16 protein-coding genes, 1 tRNA gene and 1 riboswitch are annotated in these 17,237 nt (G+C 72.2%); of the genes, 8 read left to right on the forward strand and 9 right to left on the reverse strand.

Features of this window, described 5'->3' with window-relative positions; translation table 11 throughout:
- The first annotated feature begins 623 nt into the window (after positions 1 to 623).
- From IE153_RS15755 to IE153_RS15770, 4 genes are all read left to right on the forward strand, one after another.
- The gene (locus IE153_RS15755; RefSeq protein ID WP_189590343.1) at positions 624 to 2,048 is read left to right on the forward strand and encodes an NsdA family TPR-like regulatory protein; all 1,425 of its coding nucleotides are present in this window, start codon (positions 624 to 626) and stop codon (positions 2,046 to 2,048) included.
- A gap of 77 nt (positions 2,049 to 2,125) precedes the next feature.
- Positions 2,126 to 3,328 (forward strand): L-2-hydroxyglutarate dehydrogenase, encoded by a 1,203-nt coding sequence (gene lhgD, locus IE153_RS15760; RefSeq protein ID WP_189590581.1) that lies wholly within the window; start codon positions 2,126 to 2,128, stop codon positions 3,326 to 3,328.
- A gap of 439 nt (positions 3,329 to 3,767) precedes the next feature.
- The gene (gene trmB, locus IE153_RS15765; protein ID WP_189590344.1) at positions 3,768 to 4,655 is read left to right on the forward strand and encodes a tRNA (guanosine(46)-N7)-methyltransferase TrmB; all 888 of its coding nucleotides are present in this window, start codon (positions 3,768 to 3,770) and stop codon (positions 4,653 to 4,655) included.
- 59 nt (positions 4,656 to 4,714) lie between these two features.
- Positions 4,715 to 6,106 (forward strand): PrsW family intramembrane metalloprotease, encoded by a 1,392-nt coding sequence (locus IE153_RS15770; RefSeq protein WP_189590345.1) that lies wholly within the window; start codon positions 4,715 to 4,717, stop codon positions 6,104 to 6,106.
- A gap of 16 nt (positions 6,107 to 6,122) precedes the next feature.
- On the opposite strand, the gene IE153_RS15775 is transcribed toward IE153_RS15770, so the two are convergent.
- From IE153_RS15775 to IE153_RS15790, 4 genes are all read right to left on the reverse strand, one after another.
- The gene (locus IE153_RS15775) at positions 6,123 to 7,067 is read right to left on the reverse strand and encodes an aldo/keto reductase (protein ID WP_189590346.1); all 945 of its coding nucleotides are present in this window, start codon (positions 7,065 to 7,067) and stop codon (positions 6,123 to 6,125) included.
- Between the two features lie 166 nt (positions 7,068 to 7,233).
- The gene (locus tag IE153_RS15780; RefSeq protein ID WP_189590347.1) at positions 7,234 to 8,274 is read right to left on the reverse strand and encodes a M23 family metallopeptidase; all 1,041 of its coding nucleotides are present in this window, start codon (positions 8,272 to 8,274) and stop codon (positions 7,234 to 7,236) included.
- An 11-nt stretch (positions 8,275 to 8,285) separates the two neighbouring features.
- Positions 8,286 to 8,442, reverse strand: a riboswitch (cyclic di-AMP (ydaO/yuaA leader).
- Positions 8,443 to 8,730: 288 nt separating this feature from the next.
- Positions 8,731 to 8,804, reverse strand: a tRNA-Met gene (locus IE153_RS15785).
- 65 nt (positions 8,805 to 8,869) lie between these two features.
- Positions 8,870 to 10,033, reverse strand: a complete 1,164-nt coding sequence (locus IE153_RS15790; protein WP_189590348.1) for a dihydrofolate reductase family protein — start codon at positions 10,031 to 10,033, stop codon at positions 8,870 to 8,872.
- Positions 10,034 to 10,110: 77 nt separating this feature from the next.
- Between IE153_RS15790 and IE153_RS15795 the strand changes: the two genes are divergently transcribed.
- From IE153_RS15795 to IE153_RS15805, 3 genes are all read left to right on the forward strand, one after another.
- Complete coding sequence (locus IE153_RS15795) at positions 10,111 to 10,626, forward strand: MarR family winged helix-turn-helix transcriptional regulator (RefSeq protein ID WP_189590349.1); 516 nt, start codon at positions 10,111 to 10,113, stop codon at positions 10,624 to 10,626.
- A 132-nt stretch (positions 10,627 to 10,758) separates the two neighbouring features.
- The gene (locus tag IE153_RS15800) at positions 10,759 to 11,400 is read left to right on the forward strand and encodes a GTP cyclohydrolase II (protein WP_189590350.1); all 642 of its coding nucleotides are present in this window, start codon (positions 10,759 to 10,761) and stop codon (positions 11,398 to 11,400) included.
- 118 nt (positions 11,401 to 11,518) lie between these two features.
- Positions 11,519 to 12,022, forward strand: coding sequence for a MarR family winged helix-turn-helix transcriptional regulator (locus IE153_RS15805; RefSeq protein WP_189590351.1), 504 nt, complete (start codon positions 11,519 to 11,521; stop codon positions 12,020 to 12,022).
- A 109-nt stretch (positions 12,023 to 12,131) separates the two neighbouring features.
- Here the strand turns inward: IE153_RS15805 and IE153_RS15810 are convergent, their stop codons facing one another.
- The 5 genes from IE153_RS15810 to IE153_RS15830 all read right to left on the reverse strand — a co-directional run bounded on the left by IE153_RS15810 (position 12,132) and on the right by IE153_RS15830 (position 16,284).
- Entirely contained in the window at positions 12,132 to 13,202 is a 1,071-nt protein-coding gene (locus IE153_RS15810; protein ID WP_189590352.1) for an ATP-binding SpoIIE family protein phosphatase, read from the reverse strand.
- Complete coding sequence (locus IE153_RS15815; RefSeq protein WP_030850460.1) at positions 13,202 to 13,645, reverse strand: anti-sigma regulatory factor; 444 nt, start codon at positions 13,643 to 13,645, stop codon at positions 13,202 to 13,204. The genes IE153_RS15810 and IE153_RS15815 overlap by 1 nt, the downstream gene beginning before the upstream one ends.
- On the reverse strand, positions 13,645 to 14,058 hold the full coding sequence (locus tag IE153_RS15820) for an STAS domain-containing protein (protein ID WP_031104954.1): 414 nt from the start codon (positions 14,056 to 14,058) through the stop codon (positions 13,645 to 13,647). The genes IE153_RS15815 and IE153_RS15820 overlap by 1 nt, the downstream gene beginning before the upstream one ends.
- Entirely contained in the window at positions 14,055 to 14,966 is a 912-nt protein-coding gene (locus tag IE153_RS15825; protein WP_435811797.1) for an STAS domain-containing protein, read from the reverse strand. Before IE153_RS15825 ends, IE153_RS15820 begins: the two co-directional genes overlap by 4 nt.
- Before the next feature lie 145 nt (positions 14,967 to 15,111).
- Positions 15,112 to 16,284, reverse strand: a complete 1,173-nt coding sequence (locus IE153_RS15830) for a PP2C family protein-serine/threonine phosphatase (protein ID WP_229829009.1) — start codon at positions 16,282 to 16,284, stop codon at positions 15,112 to 15,114.
- A 136-nt stretch (positions 16,285 to 16,420) separates the two neighbouring features.
- On the opposite strand from IE153_RS15830, the gene IE153_RS15835 reads away from it, so the two are divergent.
- On the forward strand, positions 16,421 to 16,915 hold the full coding sequence (locus tag IE153_RS15835; protein WP_189590354.1) for a MarR family transcriptional regulator: 495 nt from the start codon (positions 16,421 to 16,423) through the stop codon (positions 16,913 to 16,915).
- The last annotated feature ends 322 nt before the right edge of the window (positions 16,916 to 17,237 follow it).

Below are 17,237 nucleotides of genomic sequence, written 5' to 3' on the forward strand. Positions count from 1 at the left end.
CGAACGAGCCACCGAACAGGACGGCCTCAGAAGCAAGAAGACCCACGGAGCAGCGAACAGTCGGCCAAGAATCAAGGCACGCCAGCGACATGTCTGCAGTACGACTGCGACGCGAATGCGCCCCCGAAACGCGCCCCAATCACACCCGACGCGCCCTCAAGTGCCGTGGTAGGAGGCTTGATACCCCGCGATCGGCAGGGCTGATTTTCAGCCAAATCGGCGTGACGCGTACAGCTTCGAACACGCTCCGTACAGACTCGGCACGCTGCCACCCGGTCGCGCAGTCCGGGAGACGGAGCACGCCTCCCGGACCGTTCCGCCGCCCGCGGGGATGTAGGCGGCGGTATCCCCCAGCCCACTGGATCCAGTACAGCGGGCCGACCCACGCAATGACCATGGAACCGCTCCCGCGATGGCCGGAGAAGAGCGCACGGGCGGGCGCACGGCCACACAGTGGGAGCACGTCGCAACAGCCCGTATCTGAACCGCACTTCAGTACGGACCACAATCCCGCCAACCGGAACAATGCCCCTTAACGCTTGGGATGCGGCGAACTACGCTGGGTTTACGAATGCCGCGTGGTTATGCCAGTGCCGGCAGCCGTCTGTGTCGAGGGGTGGCTCATGTCCAGGGAGCAACGCGGGCCGAACGAGAAACTCGGCGCCGTTCTCGCCCTCGCGGGAATCAGCAACGCAGGCCTCGCGCGGCGTGTCAACGACCTCGGCGCCCAGCGCGGTCTGACGCTTCGCTACGACAAGACGTCGGTGGCGCGCTGGGTGTCGAAGGGCATGGTGCCCCAGGGTGCCGCCCCGCACCTCATCGCCGCCGCCATCGGCCAGAAACTCGGCCGCCCGGTGCCGCTGCACGAGATCGGCCTGGCGGACGCGGACCCCGCACCCGAAGTCGGCCTCGCCTTCCCGCGGGACGTCGGTCAGGCGGTCAGGTCCGCGACCGACCTCTACCGCCTCGACCTCGCCGGCCGCCGGGCCGGTTCCGGAGGCATCTGGCAGTCGCTGGCCGGATCGTTCGCGGTGAGCGCATACGCAACGCCCGCCTCACGATGGCTGATAACCCCGGCCGACAGTTCGGTCGCGCGTGACGTGGGCCCCGGCGAGGGCTCCGGCGCACCGCTCAAAGTCGGCCACAGCGATGTGCAGAAGCTGCGGGAGGCCGCCGAGGACGCGCGGCGCTGGGACTCCAAGTACGGTGGCGGCGACTGGCGTTCGTCCATGGTCCCCGAGTGCTTACGGGTGGAGGCCGCCCCGCTGCTGCTCGGCTCGTACTCCGACGAGGTCGGCCGGGCCCTCTTCGGCGCCTCCGCCGAACTCACGCGGCTGGCGGGCTGGATGGCCTTCGACACGGGCCAGCAGGAAGCGGCCCAGCGCTACTACATCCAGGCCCTGCGCCTGGCCCGGGCGGCGGCCGACGTCCCCCTCGGGGGCTACGTGCTGGCCTCCATGTCCCTCCAGGCCACCTACCGCGGCTTCGGCGACGAGGGCGTGGACCTCGCCCAGGCCGCCCTGGAACGCAACCGCGGACTGGCGACGGCCCGCACCATGAGCTTCTTCCGCCTCGTCGAGGCACGCGCGCACGCTCGCGCGAACGACGCCCCGGCGGCCGGCGGCGCACTGAAGGCGGCCGAGAGCTGGCTGGAGCGCGCCCGCCCCGGCGACAACGACCCGAGCTGGCTCGGCTTCTATTCCTACGACCGTTTCGCCGCCGACGCCGCCGAGTGCTACCGCGACCTCAAGGCGCCCCGCCAGGTCCGCCGCTTCACCGAGCAGGCCCTGTCGAAGCCGACCGAGGAGTTCGTCCGCTCGCACGGCCTGCGCCTGGTCGTCTCGGCGGTCGCGGAACTGGAGTCGGGGAACCTGGACGCGGCGTGCGAGCAGGGGGTGCGGGCGGTGGAGGTCGCAGGGCGGATCTCCTCGGCCCGCACCACCGAGTACGTGAAGGATCTCCTGCACCGCCTGGAGCCGTACGGCGACGAGCCCCGGGTGGTGGAGCTCCGGGAGCGCGCACGGCCGCTGCTGATGACCCCGGCGTAAACCCAGAACAGTCATGCGGCCCGGCCCGCGTTTGAAGGCATTGTCAGTGGCGCAGTGCACTATCGAAGCGGGAGGTGGTGCGAGTGCGGATCACATACGACTGTGACGTGCTGGTGATCGGCGGCGGCATCGTCGGCCTGTCGACGGCGTACGCGATCACACGCGCCGCACCGGGCACACGTGTCACCGTCCTGGAGAAGGAACCGGGCCCGGCCCGCCACCAGACCGGCCGCAACAGCGGCGTCATCCACAGCGGTATCTACTACCGCCCCGGCTCCCTCAAGGCGCGCTACGCGGTGCGGGGCGCCGCGGAGATGGTCAAGTTCTGCACCGAGTACGGCATCCCGCATGCGGTCACCGGCAAGCTGATCGTCGCCACGGACCGCGCGGAGCTGCCCCGCCTGCACGCGCTCGTGCAGCGAGGCCGGGAGAACGGCATCCCGGTGCGGGAGCTGGGCGGCCCCCAGATCGCGGAGTACGAGCCGGAGGTGCGCGGGCTCGCCGCGATACACGTCGGCACGACGGGCATCTGCGACTTCGTCGCGGTCGCCCGCCAGCTGGCCCACGGCTCGGGCGCGGAGATCCGCTACGGCACGCGGGTCGTGCGCGTCGACCGGCGTCCCGAGCGGGGGGTCGCCGTGCTCACGGCCGCGGGCGACGTCGTACGCGGGCGGGTCCTGGTGAACTGCGCGGGTCTGCAGTGCGACGAGGTCGCCCGGCTCACCGGGGACGACCCGGGCATGCGGATCGTGCCGTTCCGGGGCGAGTACTACGAGCTGGCCCGGCCGGAGCTCGTGCGCGGCCTGGTCTACCCCGTGCCCGATCCGGCGTTCCCGTTCCTCGGGGTGCATCTCACGCGGGGCATCGACGGGGGTGTCCATGTGGGGCCCAACGCGGTGCCGGCCCTGGCCCGCGAGGGGTACGGGTGGGGCACGGTCCGCCTGCGCGAGCTGGGCTCGACCCTGGCCTGGCCCGGCTCCTGGCAGATAGCCCGCCGGCACTGGCGGTACGGGGCGGGTGAGCTGCGCCGGTCCCTGTCCAAGACGGCGTTCACGGACGCGGTGGGCCGGCTGCTGCCCGGGGTGTCCGAGGACGACCTGGTCCCGACGGCCGCGGGTGTGCGCGCACAGGCGGTTCTCCGTGACGGAACCCTGGTCGACGACTTCCTGATCCGCGAGGGCGCCAGAACCGTCCACGTCCTCAACGCACCGTCCCCCGCGGCCACGGCGTCCCTGCCGATCGGCCGGGAAGTGGCCCGCAGAGCACTGCGCGCGCTGTAGGGGTCTGCGGGCCGTTCCTGCTGGCGCCGAGTGGGTCCGCGACGCGGCGTAGCGGGGTGCTCGGCGCCGGGGCCGAGGCCGGGTGGGTCCGCAGCCCGGCGGAACGGGGTGCCGCTGCGCCCACCCTCCCCCAAGCTCTCGGCTCCGCTCGAGCAGGGGGGACCCCCATCGCCCCCAGCGGCACGCATGCCCGCAGCGGGGGCGGCTCGCAGCTGAGCGTCGCGTGCCCGCGGCTGGGGTGCGCCACGACGCTCCCGCACCCGCCGTCGTACGCAAGGGGTCGTGTCGGGGGGTGTCCGCCCGCAGCGGTTGGCGCGTCAACGCCAGTCAGTCGGTATGAAGGTCCATCGCGCCGTTCCGAGGACGGAGACCCCCCGGCGCGGCCCCGACCCACCACCGGCGTCAGGCGAAGCACCTCAGCCGTAAAATCAGGGGCACTGTGTCTGACTCCGCGAACACCCCCGAAGCCCCGAACCCGCACCCGGCTCCGAACCCGCACCCGGTCCCGGAGCCGCACCCGCACCCGCACCCGCACACCCCGGGTGTCTCCGTCCGGGGTACCCGGGCCAAGGGCGAGCCGCGTTTCCCCGACGGGCCTAAGGCCGACCCCGCCGGGTCGCACTTCGAGCGGCGCATCCGGAGTTTCCAGCCCCGCCGCAGCCGCGTCACCGCCGGCCAAGCGGACGCGCTACAGCGCCTGTGGCCCAAGTGGGGCCTCGACATCGACGGCAGCCGGACCCTCGACCTGCCCGAGCTGTTCGGCAACGACAACCCCGTCGTCCTGGAGATCGGCTTCGGCATGGGCGAGGCCACCGCCCAGATGGCCGCCGCCGACCCGGCCACGAACATCCTGGCCGTCGACGTCCACACCCCCGGCCAGGGCAACCTGCTCAACCTCGCCGACCGCAACGGCCTGTCCAACATCCGCGTCGGCAACGGCGACGCGATCATCCTCCTGCGCGAGATGCTCGCCCCGGACTCCCTCGGCGGCCTCCGCGTCTACTTCCCGGACCCCTGGCCCAAGAAGCGGCACCACAAGCGCAGGATCATCCAGCCCGACTTCCTGACCCTGGCCGCCACCCGCATCAGACCCGGCGGGATCGTCCACTGCGCCACCGACTGGGAGCCGTACGCGGAGCAGATGCTCGAGGTCCTCACGGCACACCCAGACTTCGAGAACACGCAGGCGGACGGTGGTTTCGCGCCGCGCCCCGACTTCCGTCCGCTGACCCGTTTCGAGGGCCAGGGACTGGACAAGGGACATGTCGTGAACGACCTCCTCTTCCGCCGCGTACAGCACGTGGACCAGCCCCCCGCCGGCGCCTGACCACCCCTGGCACCTCTCCCGCCTGCGGACAGCGCCCATCCGTCGTTAGGGTCAATGCCGTGGCCACCAGCCCCCCTCATCCGTCGTACCCCGTCGGTCCCACCGACGGCGCACCCTTCGCCGACTCGGGCACAGCCGGCTCCTCGCGGCACGCCCACTGGTGGCACCGCGCCTGGGTGCGCTACGGCGCGCTGAGCACGCTCCTCGCGATATCCGGCCTGGTCATCCTCGCCCTGGTCCGCGAGGAGACCGGCACGGAAGGGTTCCTGGTCGGGCTGGGGCTGGCCGTCCTCCCGGTGCCCCTGCTGATAGCCGCGTTCCGCTGGCTGGACCGGGTGGAGCCCGGCCCCTGGCGGAACCTGATCTTCTGCTTCGCCTGGGGCGCCTGCGCGGCGGCGCTGATAGCGATCGTCGCCAACAGCTTCGCGACGAGATGGATAGCGACGGCGACGGCGGACCCGTCCAGCGCGGACACCCTCGGCGCGACGGTGATAGCGCCGGTGGTCGAGGAGTCGGCCAAGGCGGCGGCCGTCCTTCTGGTCTTCCTCTTCCGGCGCCGCGACTTCACCGGCATCGTCGACGGGGTCGTCATAGCCGGCGTGACGGCCACCGGCTTCGCGTTCACCGAGAACATCCTCTACCTCGGCACGGCCTTCGGCACCGACCAGCTCACGGGCGGCAGCGGCATCGCCTCGGTGACTGCGGCGACCTTCTTCGTGCGCATCATCATGTCGCCGTTCGCGCACCCGCTGTTCACGGTCCTCACCGGCATCGGCTTCGGCATCGCCGCGCTCTCGGTGGACCGCCGGCCGCTGCGCCGTGCCGCCTTCCCGCTCGGCGGGCTGCTGCTCGCGATGGGGATGCACGCGATGTGGAACGGCTCGTCGGCCTTCGGCGAGTACGGGTTCTTCGCCGTGTACGCGGCGTTCATGGTGCCCATCTTCGGGCTGCTGACGTGGCTCGTGATCTGGACGCGGCAGCGGGAGCTGAAGACCGTACGGGCGGAGCTTCCGGCCTACGCCGTGGCCGGCTGGCTGACCCCGACCGAGCCGTACGCGCTCGGCTCGATGCGGGCCCGCCGGATCGCCCGGCAGTACGCCCGCCGGCACGCGGGCAGGGCGGCGGCCCGGGAGGTGGCCCGGTACGAGGCGTACGCGACGTCCCTGGCATTCCTGCGGCACCGGGCCCGGCGGGGCAGCCCCGGGGCGGACTTCGCCGTACGGGAGCGGGAACTGCTCGGCGAACTGTGGCGGCGCCGGGAGGTGGCCCGCCCCGCTCTGAACCACGCGGGCCGGATCACCGCCCCTCCGGTCCCGGTGACGGCCCCGCCCTGGCCGGTCTACGGGGTGTACGGGTACGGCCACCAGCCGGCGGGGTACGGCCACCAGCCGGCGCCGTACCCCGCGTACAACCCCTACCGCTCCGCCGCGTACAACCCCTACCGCTCCTAGAGCTCCTGGGCGCCGCTCAGGCCGAGGCCTCCGTGAGCCGTTCCACCTCGGCCTCCGAGAGCGTCAGCTCCCCGACGCCGAGCAGCGCGGGCAGCTGCTCCACCGTCCGCGCGGAGGCGATCGGCGCCGCCACGGTCGGCCGGGCGGCGAGCCAGGCGAGGGCCACGGTGGCGACGGGAGCGTCGTGCGCTCCGGCGACCTCGTCGAGGGCGTCGAGAACCCGCCGCCCCCGCTCGGTCTCCAGATGCTTGGCGGCGCCACCCGCCCGCGCGCTCTCGACCTCCGTACCGGGCCGGTACTTGCCCGTGAGGAAGCCGGACGCGAGCGCGTAGTACGGAACGGCCGCGAGGCCGGCCCGCTCGGCGAGGTCCTGCAGCTCGCCCTCGTACGTGTCACGGGAGACCAGGTTGTAGTGCGGCTGGAGGGCGACGTACCGGGCGAGGCCCTCGCGGTCGGAGAACTCCAGGGACGCCCGGAGCCGCTCGGCGGAGATGTTGGAGGCGGCGATGTGCCGCACCTTGCCGGCCTTCACAAGTTCGTCGAGCGCGCCGATGATCTCCTCGACGGGCACGTCGGGCTGGTCGAAGTGCGTGTAGTACAGGTCGATGTAGTCGGTGCGCAGGCGCCGCAGGGAGGCGTCGGCGGCGGCCTTGATGTTGGCGGCGGACAGGCCCTGGAAGTCGGGGTGCTGGCTGACCTTCGTGGCGACGACGACGTCGGAGCGGTTGCCGCGTGCCTCGAGCCACGTGCCGAGGATGGTCTCGGACTCACCGCCCTGGTTGCCGTCGACCCACGCCGAGTAGACGTCGGCCGTGTCGACGAAGTTGCCGCCGGCGGCGGTGTAGGCGTCGAGGACGGCGAACGAACGGTCCTGATCGGCGGTCCAGCCGAACACGTTGCCGCCGAGGGCGAGCGGGAAGACCTCGAGGTCGGAAGTGCCGAGCTTACGAAGAGACGTCATGCTCGGTGTCAACGACCGCGCAGGAACGCCTCATTCCGCAACGGACGCAAAACTCCCGTAAACACCACGCCACGCCACACGACGCCATGCCACACCACACAGCCGGCGGCCCTGACGTCGGGGGGTCGTCGTCAGGGCCGCCGATGCTTCAACGAACGTGCACTGTCTACGGAGTCAGTCCCTTGCCCCGCAGCCAGGCCATCGGGTCGATGCCACTGGCGGAGCCACCGGAGTGGACCTCGAGGTGCAGGTGCGCCCCGGTCACGTTGCCGGTGGCGCCCACGCGGCCGATGACGTCGCCGGTGCTGACCTTCTGCCCGACGCTGACGCCGATGGAGGACTGGTGCGCGTACCAGATCTCGGTGCCGTCATCGAGGGTGAGGACGGTCTTGTAGCCGTAGGAGCCGTTCCAGCCCGCCTCGGTGATGGTGCCGCTGTGCACGGCCTTGATCGGCGTGCCCGTGGGGGCGGCGAAGTCCAGGCCGGTGTGGTAGCCGGAGGACCAGTAGGCGCCGGCCTGGCCGAACGTCGAGGTGAGGGTGTACGAGGAGGTCGGCAGCGTGAACTGCTTGGCGAGGGCGGCGAGCCGCTCGGCCTCGGCCTTCTTCTTCGCCTCTTCCTCGGCCTTCCGCTTGGCTTCGGCGGCCTTGGCCTTGGCTTCCTTCTCCGCCTTGGCGACCGCGTCCTTGGCCGCCTTCTCTGCGGCGGCCGCGGCGTCCTCGGCGGCCTTGGTCTCGATCTGTTCCTGCTGGTGCTCGACCTGCGCCATGATCCGGGCACGCAGCGCGTCACCGGCGCCGGCGCGGGCGCCGGAGGTGCCCTTCGCGGTGTCCGCGGTGGCGGTGCCGAGGCTGCTGAGCGGGGTGGCGGAACCTTCGGGGGTGTCGTCGTCCGAGATGAGGGAACCCACCGAGGGCAGGTCCGGCACGGAGATGGACACCGGGGGCTTGCCGGTCTGGGCACTGGCCATGCCGCCGGCGCCCACGGCGGCTATGACGCCGACGCCCAGGACGGTGGAGCTGCGGGCGAGACCTCCGCCGCGCTGCTTGGTGACGCGATGCCGGCCACGGACGGGACGGATGGACTCCTCGGTGGGGTTCCACTCCTGGAACGGGCCCTCGTCGGTGCGCTGACCGCCGAAGCCGAAGGTGTCGTTCTCGCGCTTCGGCGCGTACGGGGCCGCGGGGGCAGGCCGGTTGGACGCCACGTGGGCGTACTCCTTTCCTTCCTTCTCGCCTACCGGGTTAGCTGACGGGTTCGGAGCAGGAAGGTCTCCTACGCGCGTATACCTGCCGTGCTTCCACGGTGGTATTCGCCCGATTCACCCCAAGTGGTGGTTCCCCGGTTCCCTTTCGGGATTCGGCGCGTGCGCACGGAGCCGCCTTCTGTGACGGCTGGGACGACCGCGCTGCGTTATCGAACGTTAATGGAGGCGCGAGGGGTATTCCAGCGATTCCACTTGATCATTAACCTTTTTCGCGCGGACTTACCTGCCATGACCGGCTTAAATCGGGCGAGTTGGCCGCGGCGCAAGTGACTGACGGGTTTTGACGGTGTGTCAGTTGTTATGCGGAACGGGGTGGTTCGCTCACCGAACGTGATCAGGTGCCGGGGAACGCACCGAGGGCCGGAACCCTTTCGGATTCCGGCCCTCGGCCTTCAGTAGCGGGGACAGGATTTGAACCTGCGACCTCTGGGTTATGAGCCCAGCGAGCTACCGAGCTGCTCCACCCCGCGTCGTTGTGTCACCAGTGTACGCCATCCGCGGGACCACTCGCGCACACCCACCGACCGGGCCGCGCTCAGCCCGGCAGAGGCCGGTTCGGGGCCTTGGCCCGCTCCTCCAGATGACGGTTCGGGGCCTTGGCCCGCTCCTCGTGTTCCGGGAGGACGACGACCTCCACCCCCTCGGCCGCGAGGAGGCCGCTGCCGTCGGCGTCGGCCACGAAGGTGTCCGGCTCGCGCCAGGCCGTGACGACCCGCCGTACGCCCGCGTCGAGGATCAGCCGGGCGCAGGGAGCGGGGCGTGAGGCGCGGCGGGCGCACGGCTCCAGGCTGCTGTACACCGTCGCGCCGGGCAGGCGCGGGTCGGCCGGGTCGAGCTTGGCGAGGGCCGCCTCCTCGGCGTGCACGACCGGGTCGCCGGCCTCGCGGGAGTGGCCGCGGGCCAGTTCCGTGCCGTCGGCGGCGACCACGAGCGCGCCCACACTGAACGCCGTGTCCGACGGCGGGCAGCACTGGGCCAGTTCGCAGGCGAGGGCCAGCCAGTGGTGGTCGGCGGCGGTGGGGAGCCGGCCGGTGCCCGGGGCGGTCGGCTCGTAGCGCATCAGGACGACGTCCTCGATCTGCCGCGACTCCAGCAGCCGGAGCCGGCCACCCTGGTAGCCGCCGGGGCCGAAGAGACGGGGGGCCCGGGGGTCGCCCACGAAGAGCGGGGCGAGGACCAGCTGGAGTTCGTCGGCGAGGCCCTGGGTGAGGAGCTGGGTGTGGATCAGGCCGCCGCCCTCGACCATGAGCCGCCCTACACCCCGGACGTCGTGCAGGTGCGTGAGCAGCCGCCGCCAGTCGAGGTCGGCGCCGAGCGGGACGACGTCCGTGGCCAGGCCCAGGGCGCGGGCGCGTTCTGCGCCCTGGTCGGTGGTGTAGAGGACCTTCTCCCCGCCGGCGTGCCAGAAGCGGGCGTCCGGGTCGAGGTCGCCGGAGCCGCTGACCGTGACCTTGAGGGGGTACTCGGGCTTGCCCGCGGCCGTGCGGGCGGCCCGGCGCTTCTCCGAGTTCACCAGCAGCCGCGGGTTGTCGGCGCGGATGGTGCCGGCGCCGATCAGAATCGCGTCGACGGAGGCCCGGACCTCGTCGACCCGGTCGAAGTCGGCCGGGCTGGACAGGAGCAACCGGTCGGGTCCGGTGTCGTCCAGGTAGCCGTCGAGGGAGACGGCGGCGGACAGCAGGACGTACGGGTGAGGCATCGGTGCTCCGCGGCTGGTCGGGACGGGGGGACGGGACAGGCCTTGGTTCAAGTTTGAAACAAAACTACACTGGCGGCATGACGACTCGCTGGCTCAGCCCCGATGAGCAGCGCGCCTGGCGCGCCTACATCGCCGCCTCGCTGCTCCTGGAGGACGCGATCGACCGGCAGCTCCAGCAGGACGCCGGCATGCCGCACCTGTACTACTCCATCCTGTCGGTCCTGTCGGAGTCCCCGGAACGGCGGCTGCGCATGACCGATCTCGCCGAGCGGCTGAAGATCACGCGCAGCCGGCTGACGTACGCGGTCACGCGGCTGGAGAAGGACGGGATGCTGCGGCGCGAGGCCTGCCGCTACGACAAGCGCGGCAGCATCGCGGCGCTGACGGACGAGGGGTTCGCCGTGCTGGAGCGGGCGGCGCCCGGGCATGTCGAGACCGTGCGGGGCTTCCTGTTCGACCGGCTCAGCGAGGAGCAGGTGGGGCAGCTGGAGGAGATCTCCGCGGCGATCGCACAGGGGCTCCAGGAGGACGGGACCCGGCCGGCGGCGGACGACGTGCCGTGGCGGCGGAGGTCGTCGTCGTCCTGTTCGTGACGCGCATCACGCAGAGTCGGATTCTCATTGCTTCAAATTTAAAGCACGAGTAGGGTTCCGATCGTGGATCTGCTTCAAATCTGAAGCACTACGGCTGTGCAGCCGAACAGGAACGGAACCCGGAGGCCCCGCATGCCCGACACCCCCGCCGTCATCGCCACCCCGCGCTCCCGCGTCCGGGTCCCGCTGCGCTTCCACGACGGCTACGAGGCCGACGCCGAGCTCGTCACCTTCCACGGGCTGGCCGACGGCCGGGAGCACGTCGCCGTGGTCCTCGGCGAACCCGGCCCGGTCCCGCTGGTGCGACTGCACTCCGAGTGCCTGACCGGGGACGTGTTCGGCTCGGCCCGCTGTGACTGCGGCCCGCAGCTGCGCGAGGCGGTCGAGAGCATCGCCGAGCGCGGCGGCGTGCTCCTCTACCTCCGCCAGGAGGGCCGGGGCATCGGCCTCTACAACAAGCTCGACGCGTACGCCCTCCAGGACGAGGGGCTCGACACATACGAGGCGAACGCGGCACTCGGGCTGCCCGAGGACGCCCGCGACTACACGGCCGCGGCCCAGATGCTCAGGGCCCTGGGCATCGGCGAACTGGACCTGCTCTCCAACAACCCTGACAAGGCCGACCAGTTGCGGACCCTGGGCGTCGACGTCCGCGACCGGATCCCCACGGGTGTCTTCACCACCGCCCACAACGTCCGCTACCTGCGCGCGAAGGTCCTCCAGACGCAGCACACGCTGCCGCTCGCCGCACTGACGGAGCTCAGCGCCGGCTGAGCCGCCCCCGGTCCGGCCGGGCTCCGAACCGGGTTGCTTGCCCCTCGGTTCATCGGGTACAGCCTTTGAAAGAGGGCGACCTCATCAGTACCCGGAGCTTTATGGAAGTGACCGTTTCGTGACCGATCTCGGCGGCCCCGGCAACCACCGGGCGAGGGGCCCGGGCGACGGCCCGGAGGCCGTCGCATCGCAGATCGCCGATGCCGTGGAGAGCCTGACGGCGCTGTGGTCGATCGCCGCGCAGGAGGCGTCCCTGCGCCTGTCCCTGCACCAGTTGCGGGCGTTGCGCACCGTGCAGGCGGCGCCCGGCCTGAACCTGACGGGCCTTGCGGACGGTCTGGACATCGGCCTCCCCACGGCCAGCCGCCTCTGCGACCGCCTGGCCGCGGCCGGCCTGCTGGAACGGGCCCCGCACCCGGACACCCGCCGGGAGGTCCAACTATGGCTCACGACACACGGACAGCACGTCCTGAGCGACGTCGCCGGCCGCCGTGCCCAGGCCCTGGCCGCGGCACTGACCGCGATGGAACCGGCCGAACGGGAGGCGCTGAGCAGGGGGTTGCGGGGTTTCCTGGCGGCCCGGAACACGGCGTCCGACACCGGCGGGGCGAAGGGGCGGTGACATAAGGCGACGGGGTGCCGCGCGCCCGGACCCTCTCGGCCCGGACCCTCTCTGCCCGGACCTCCTCTGCCCGGCCCCTCTCCGCCCGCCCCTTCTTCCCCCCGGCCCCTCACGTCCCCGAGCCGTGGCGGCTCACGCCGCCGGCGGTCAGGACCGCCACGCAGGTGTCGTCCCGGACCGGCCGGGCCGCGCTGCCCGCGTCCCGGAGCACGACCGCGGCCGCCACCGCCGGGTCGCAGCCCGGCAGCACGCCGTCGTCGGGCGGTGTCCAGCGGCTGGGCAGGCCGTCGCTGTGCAGGACCAGCAGGCTGTCCGCGTGCCAGGGAACGCTCTGCACGGGCACGGAGGCCGGGGCCTGCGCGCCCACGATGCCGGGGTGGGACAGCAGCGCTTTCCACGTGCCGTCGGTCCGCAGCCGGGCGCCGACGTTGCCGATCCCGGCGAAGCTCAACTGTCCCGCAGCCATATCCAGTTGGGCGACGGCGACGGCCGCGCCCCGGGTGGGCCGCAGAGCCCGGCCCAGACTCCGCAGGATCTCGGCGGGCGGCAGCTCGGACAGGCCGCGCAGCTCCTTCACCGCCAGGCCCGAGGCCTCGGCGGCCTTCGCACCGTGCCCCAGCCCGTCGGCGAGCAGCAGGGTCAGACGGTCGCCGCCGCGCACCCGGCCCCAGGCGTCCCCGGAGTACTCGGCCCGGCCGAGGGGGACGTTGACGCCCCCGGCGCGCGGACCCGGCGGGGGCGGCCCCTGGTTGCGGACGGCGGGCTCGTGACCGATCCGGGCCATCACGACGGTGCCCCGGCCGGGCGCGCTGTGCAGGTCGAAGTCGTTCGCTATGCGCCGGCACGTGCCGAGCCCGGCGCCGAGCGAGGCGGCGACGGTCGTGGTGTAGCCGTCGCGCATCGCCGCCGCGACGTCCGGGATGCCGGGGCCGTGGTCGAGCGAGACGAGTTGCACGGCCGCCCGGCGGCCGTCGTCGTGCCCCCGCTCGACGAGGTTGATCAGGATGCGCCCGCCGTCCGCGTGCCGCAGCAGGTTGGTGGCCAGCTCCGTCGCCACGAGCGCGGCGGTGGCGGTGCGGCTCGAGGGCAGGGCGGCGCAGGCGCTGGCCTCCTCGACCGCCACTCGCACGTCCCGCACCCGGGTCGAGTCGTCCACCGGCACGTCCCAGACCCTGCTCATCACGGCACCGTCCGCGAAGGCGGTACGACGGTGGCCCAGGCGGTGACGGTGACGGTGGTCCCCTCACCGGGCCGGCTGTCCACCTCGAACTCCTGCACCAGCCGCTTGGCTCCGCTCAGGCCCAGCCCGAGCCCGCCGCCGCTGGTGTAGCCGTCGGTCAGCGCCTGGTCCAGGTCCCGGATGCCGGGCCCGGTGTCGACGAAGTCCAGCCGCAGCCCGTGCGACGACCCGGCGTCCAACGGAGTGATCCGCACATGGCCGCCCCCGCCGTGGACGAGGGTGTTGCGGGCCAGCTCGCTCGCCGCGGTGACGAGCTTGGTCTGCTGCACCAGCCCGAACCCGAGCTCGGCGGCTGCCTGCCGGACCTGCTGCCGCACCCACGCCAGATCGGCGTCCGAGCCGATCGGCAGGCTGGCCGGACCGGCATGGCGGGAAGCCTGCATCACGGACTCCCCTCGCCCCGGCGCGTGGTCACGCCCAGCAGCTCCATGGCACGTTCGACGTCCAGGGCGGTCCGCAGGCCGGGCAGGGTGAGCCCCAGCTCGACCAGGGTGATCGCCACCGCCGGGCGCATCCCGGCCAGTACCGTACGGGCCGCCAGCAGCTTGGCCCCGGCGGCGATCTCGGCGAGGACCCTGCCGAGGAAGGAGTCGACGATCTCCACGCCGGAGATGTCGATCACGACCCCGCTCACCCGGCTGTCCGAGATCCGGGTCGTGATGTCCTGCTGGAGCTGCTCCGCCATCCCGTCGTGCAACTCCCCCTGGAGGGTGACCAGCAGGACATCGCCCAGCTGGAGGACCGGCACGGTGAAGCCGTGCCCGCCCGCGGGCCCATGTCCCGCGAAGGCGGTCACCGCGTGCCCGCGTCCGCCGCCGCGCCGGCCGCCCGCAGCGGTGCGATCTCGACCCCCTGCTCGCTCAGCGCGTAGGCGAGCGCGTCCGCCAGGCTCGAGCGGGTGAGCACCGTGCCGAGGTCGATGCCCAGGTGGACGATGGTCTGCGCGATCGCGGGCCGGATGCCGGACACGATGCACTCGGCGCCCATCAGCCGCGCCGCCGCCACGGTCTTCATCAGGTGCTGGGCGACCAGCGAGTCGACCGTGGGCACGCCGGTGATGTCGAGGATCGCGTACCGGGCACGCTCGGCGACGATCGCGTCCAGCAGGCTCTCCATGACCACCTGGCTGCGCGCACTGTCCAGCGTGCCGATCAGCGGTACGGCAACGGTGCTGTCCCACAGCTTGATCACCGGGGTCGCCACCTCGTGCAGCTGCTCGCGCTGCCGGGCGATCAGCTCCTCGCCCGCGCTGAGGGTCGTCTCCATCACGACCAGGCGCAGCGTGCCCATCAGCACGGTCAGCGCCACCACGGCCTCCTGGGCCTCGGGGGCGTAGGGCTCGGGGAACTCGGCGCGCAGCAGCTCGGTCACCGGCTCGCGCAGCGCGGCCACCTCGGAGGCGACGCCGTCCGGGTCGATGCCCGTACGGGCGCGGGAGGCCGCCATCCGCCCCAACTGGTCGCGCACGGACGCGAACCCGGACGCCCGGATGTCGTCGATCCGCCCGGCGGCCGCCACCGCCGCCAGCGCCGCCGTCACGGCCCTGCCCGCCTCCACCGCCTCGTCCCGGGACACGGTGAAGACCGTGCGGAACAGCGCGGCGTCCGCCCACCGCTGGGCGATCTGCTCCCGACGCCGCTCCAGGAAGGCACTCACCTGGTATGCGGCCGGCTCCTGTTCCGCGTTCTCTTCCGACACCGACACTTGCATCGCTCCCTTGCACGGGCCGGACCGAGGTCGCGCGACGACGCCTCAGCCATTACTTGCCGTATGACAAACATTAGTGCCGGTGTACGGCACCATCAAACAACTGCCCACGGGCGCCCCAGACCTGCGCCTTCCCCGTCCCTCACCGGCCACGCCAGTCCAGACACACCACGAGGGCGTCGTCGTCCGGGGTCGACCGGCCGCGGTGACCCGTCAGTTCACGCAGGATGGCCCGGGGCACCTCGGCGGCCGGCAGCAGCCGGGTCGACTGGATCGCCCTGGCCAGAGCGGCGTCCCCGTAGGCCTCGCCGCCCGGGGAAGCGACGTCGTAGACCCCGTCGCTGACGAAGACCAGCCGGTCGCCCGGCTCCACGTCGAACTCCTGGACCACGTAGTCGGTCTCCTCGAACATGCCGAGCGGCAGCTGGGCGTCGAAGGGCACCCGCTCCACCCCGCCCCGGCGCAGCCGCAGCATCTGCGGCGACCCGGCGTCCACCGCGCGGACCCGCCCGGTGGCCAGGTCGAAGTCGAGCATCAGCACCGAGAGGTAGCAGCGGCCCCGGTAGTGGGCGTACACCGCCTGGTCGGCCAGGGCCGCCTGGTCGTCGATGGACAGTCCGGCCCGGCGCGCGTTGCGCAGGGCGTTGATCGCCAGGTTCGTCAGCAGGGAGGCCTCGATGCCCTCGCCCATGCCGTTGGTGACGTAGAGGCTGAGCCGGTCGGCCGAGGCGGACCAGTCGAAGTTGTCGCCGAAGATCGCGTACGCCGGTTCCAGCTGCGCGCCCAGCTCGTACTCGGGGCGGGCGCAGGAGCGGCCCGGCAGCAGCTGCCACTGCATCTCTGCGGCGAGCGTGAGCCGGTCCCGGCGGCGGGCCTGGAGGTACAGGTCGGTGTCCCGCTCGGCCACGAAGACCTCGTGCCCGAGCACCTCGGCGATCTCGGCCAGCTCGCCCAGGCAGTCCTCGGCGTGCTCGCCGCCGGGCAGGGTCACGGTCAGCACGCCGAGCCGGTCGCCGCGCACGGTGACGGGCAGGTGGGCCCGCACGAGGTCGCCCGAGAGGGCCTCCACGTACGGCTGCTGCGCGCCGAAGGCCCGGCCCGCCGGGCTGTTGTGCACGGACACCGGCTGGAGGGTGTGCGGCAGCACGGACACGGGCTGAAGCACCGTCAGTCCGTAGTCGGCCAGGAAGAGCTCGACGGAGTCCGCCGCGTACTGATCGGTCAGTACACGACGGACCGCGTCCAGCAGTTGATGGGGGGCCGCCGTGCGCAGGGCGCGCTCGGCGGCCACGAATCTGCTCGTGATCGTGGTCACGGTCGTCTGTTCACCATCCTCGGTGGGACGCCGAGGCGTCCTCGAAACGGGTTCTTGTCCACGGGCCGGGAAACGGGTCCCGGGCGGTTCAGCTCACGCCTAGTACGCTGACGGCCATCCCGGCGCCTGCGAGAGTGTGACTGTGACTTCCCTCCGACCCCGCCCAGAGCCAGCAGAGGTCGCCCGTGTGACCTCCACGGCCGCGGAGTTGCTGGAAGTCCTGTGGGGCCGGGCCTCGACCGCGCCGGCCTCCGCGTCCCAGTTGCGGGTGCTGCTCATCCTCGAACACCACGAGGACATCAACCTGCGCACGCTCGCCGACTCCCTGGCCTCCACACCGCCCTCGACCAGCCGGCTGTGCGACCGGCTGCAGGCGGCCGGGTTCGTCGAGCGCGAGGTGAGCCCGTCCGACCGGCGCGAGGTCCGCCTGCACCTCAGCGGCCGGGGCCGCGCCTTCCTGGCCGACCTGCGGATGCGCCGGGAGCAGGCGCTGCGCGCGGTGCTCGACCAGATGCCCGCGGCGAAGCGGGTCGCGCTGCTGCAGGGGCTGGAGGCGTTCTGCGACGCGGCGGCGGCCCAGATACACGACGACTCCGAAGACTCCCGCTCGTCCGGTACCCGGACTGCCTGAATTACCCGCCGCCCCGCACGGAGTCGTTCCTTCCGGTCTCTTCCCCGGGCACGTTCGGCACGCCTAGGCTGTTGCCCTCCACCTATAGTTGTCAAACGACAACTGTCCGTTCCGTGAGCCCCTCGGTCTTCTCTCCCGCACTCCACCGCCCGCCCTCCCTGCTCGTACCGTCGCAGTACCGGTCCGGGTACCCCGACACCGCCTCGACCTGCGCCGACTGTGGTCTACATCTCGCCGGGGCATATGCGGGGCATGACCGGGGCGAGCGCGGGTAACGGCGCTGGAGGTGGCCTGTCGGGGGATCGGAGCGGGCCGGAACGAG

This window comes from Streptomyces massasporeus (assembly GCF_014648995.1).
In the GTDB taxonomy this organism is placed as follows: Bacteria; Actinomycetota; Actinomycetes; order Streptomycetales; family Streptomycetaceae; genus Streptomyces; species Streptomyces massasporeus.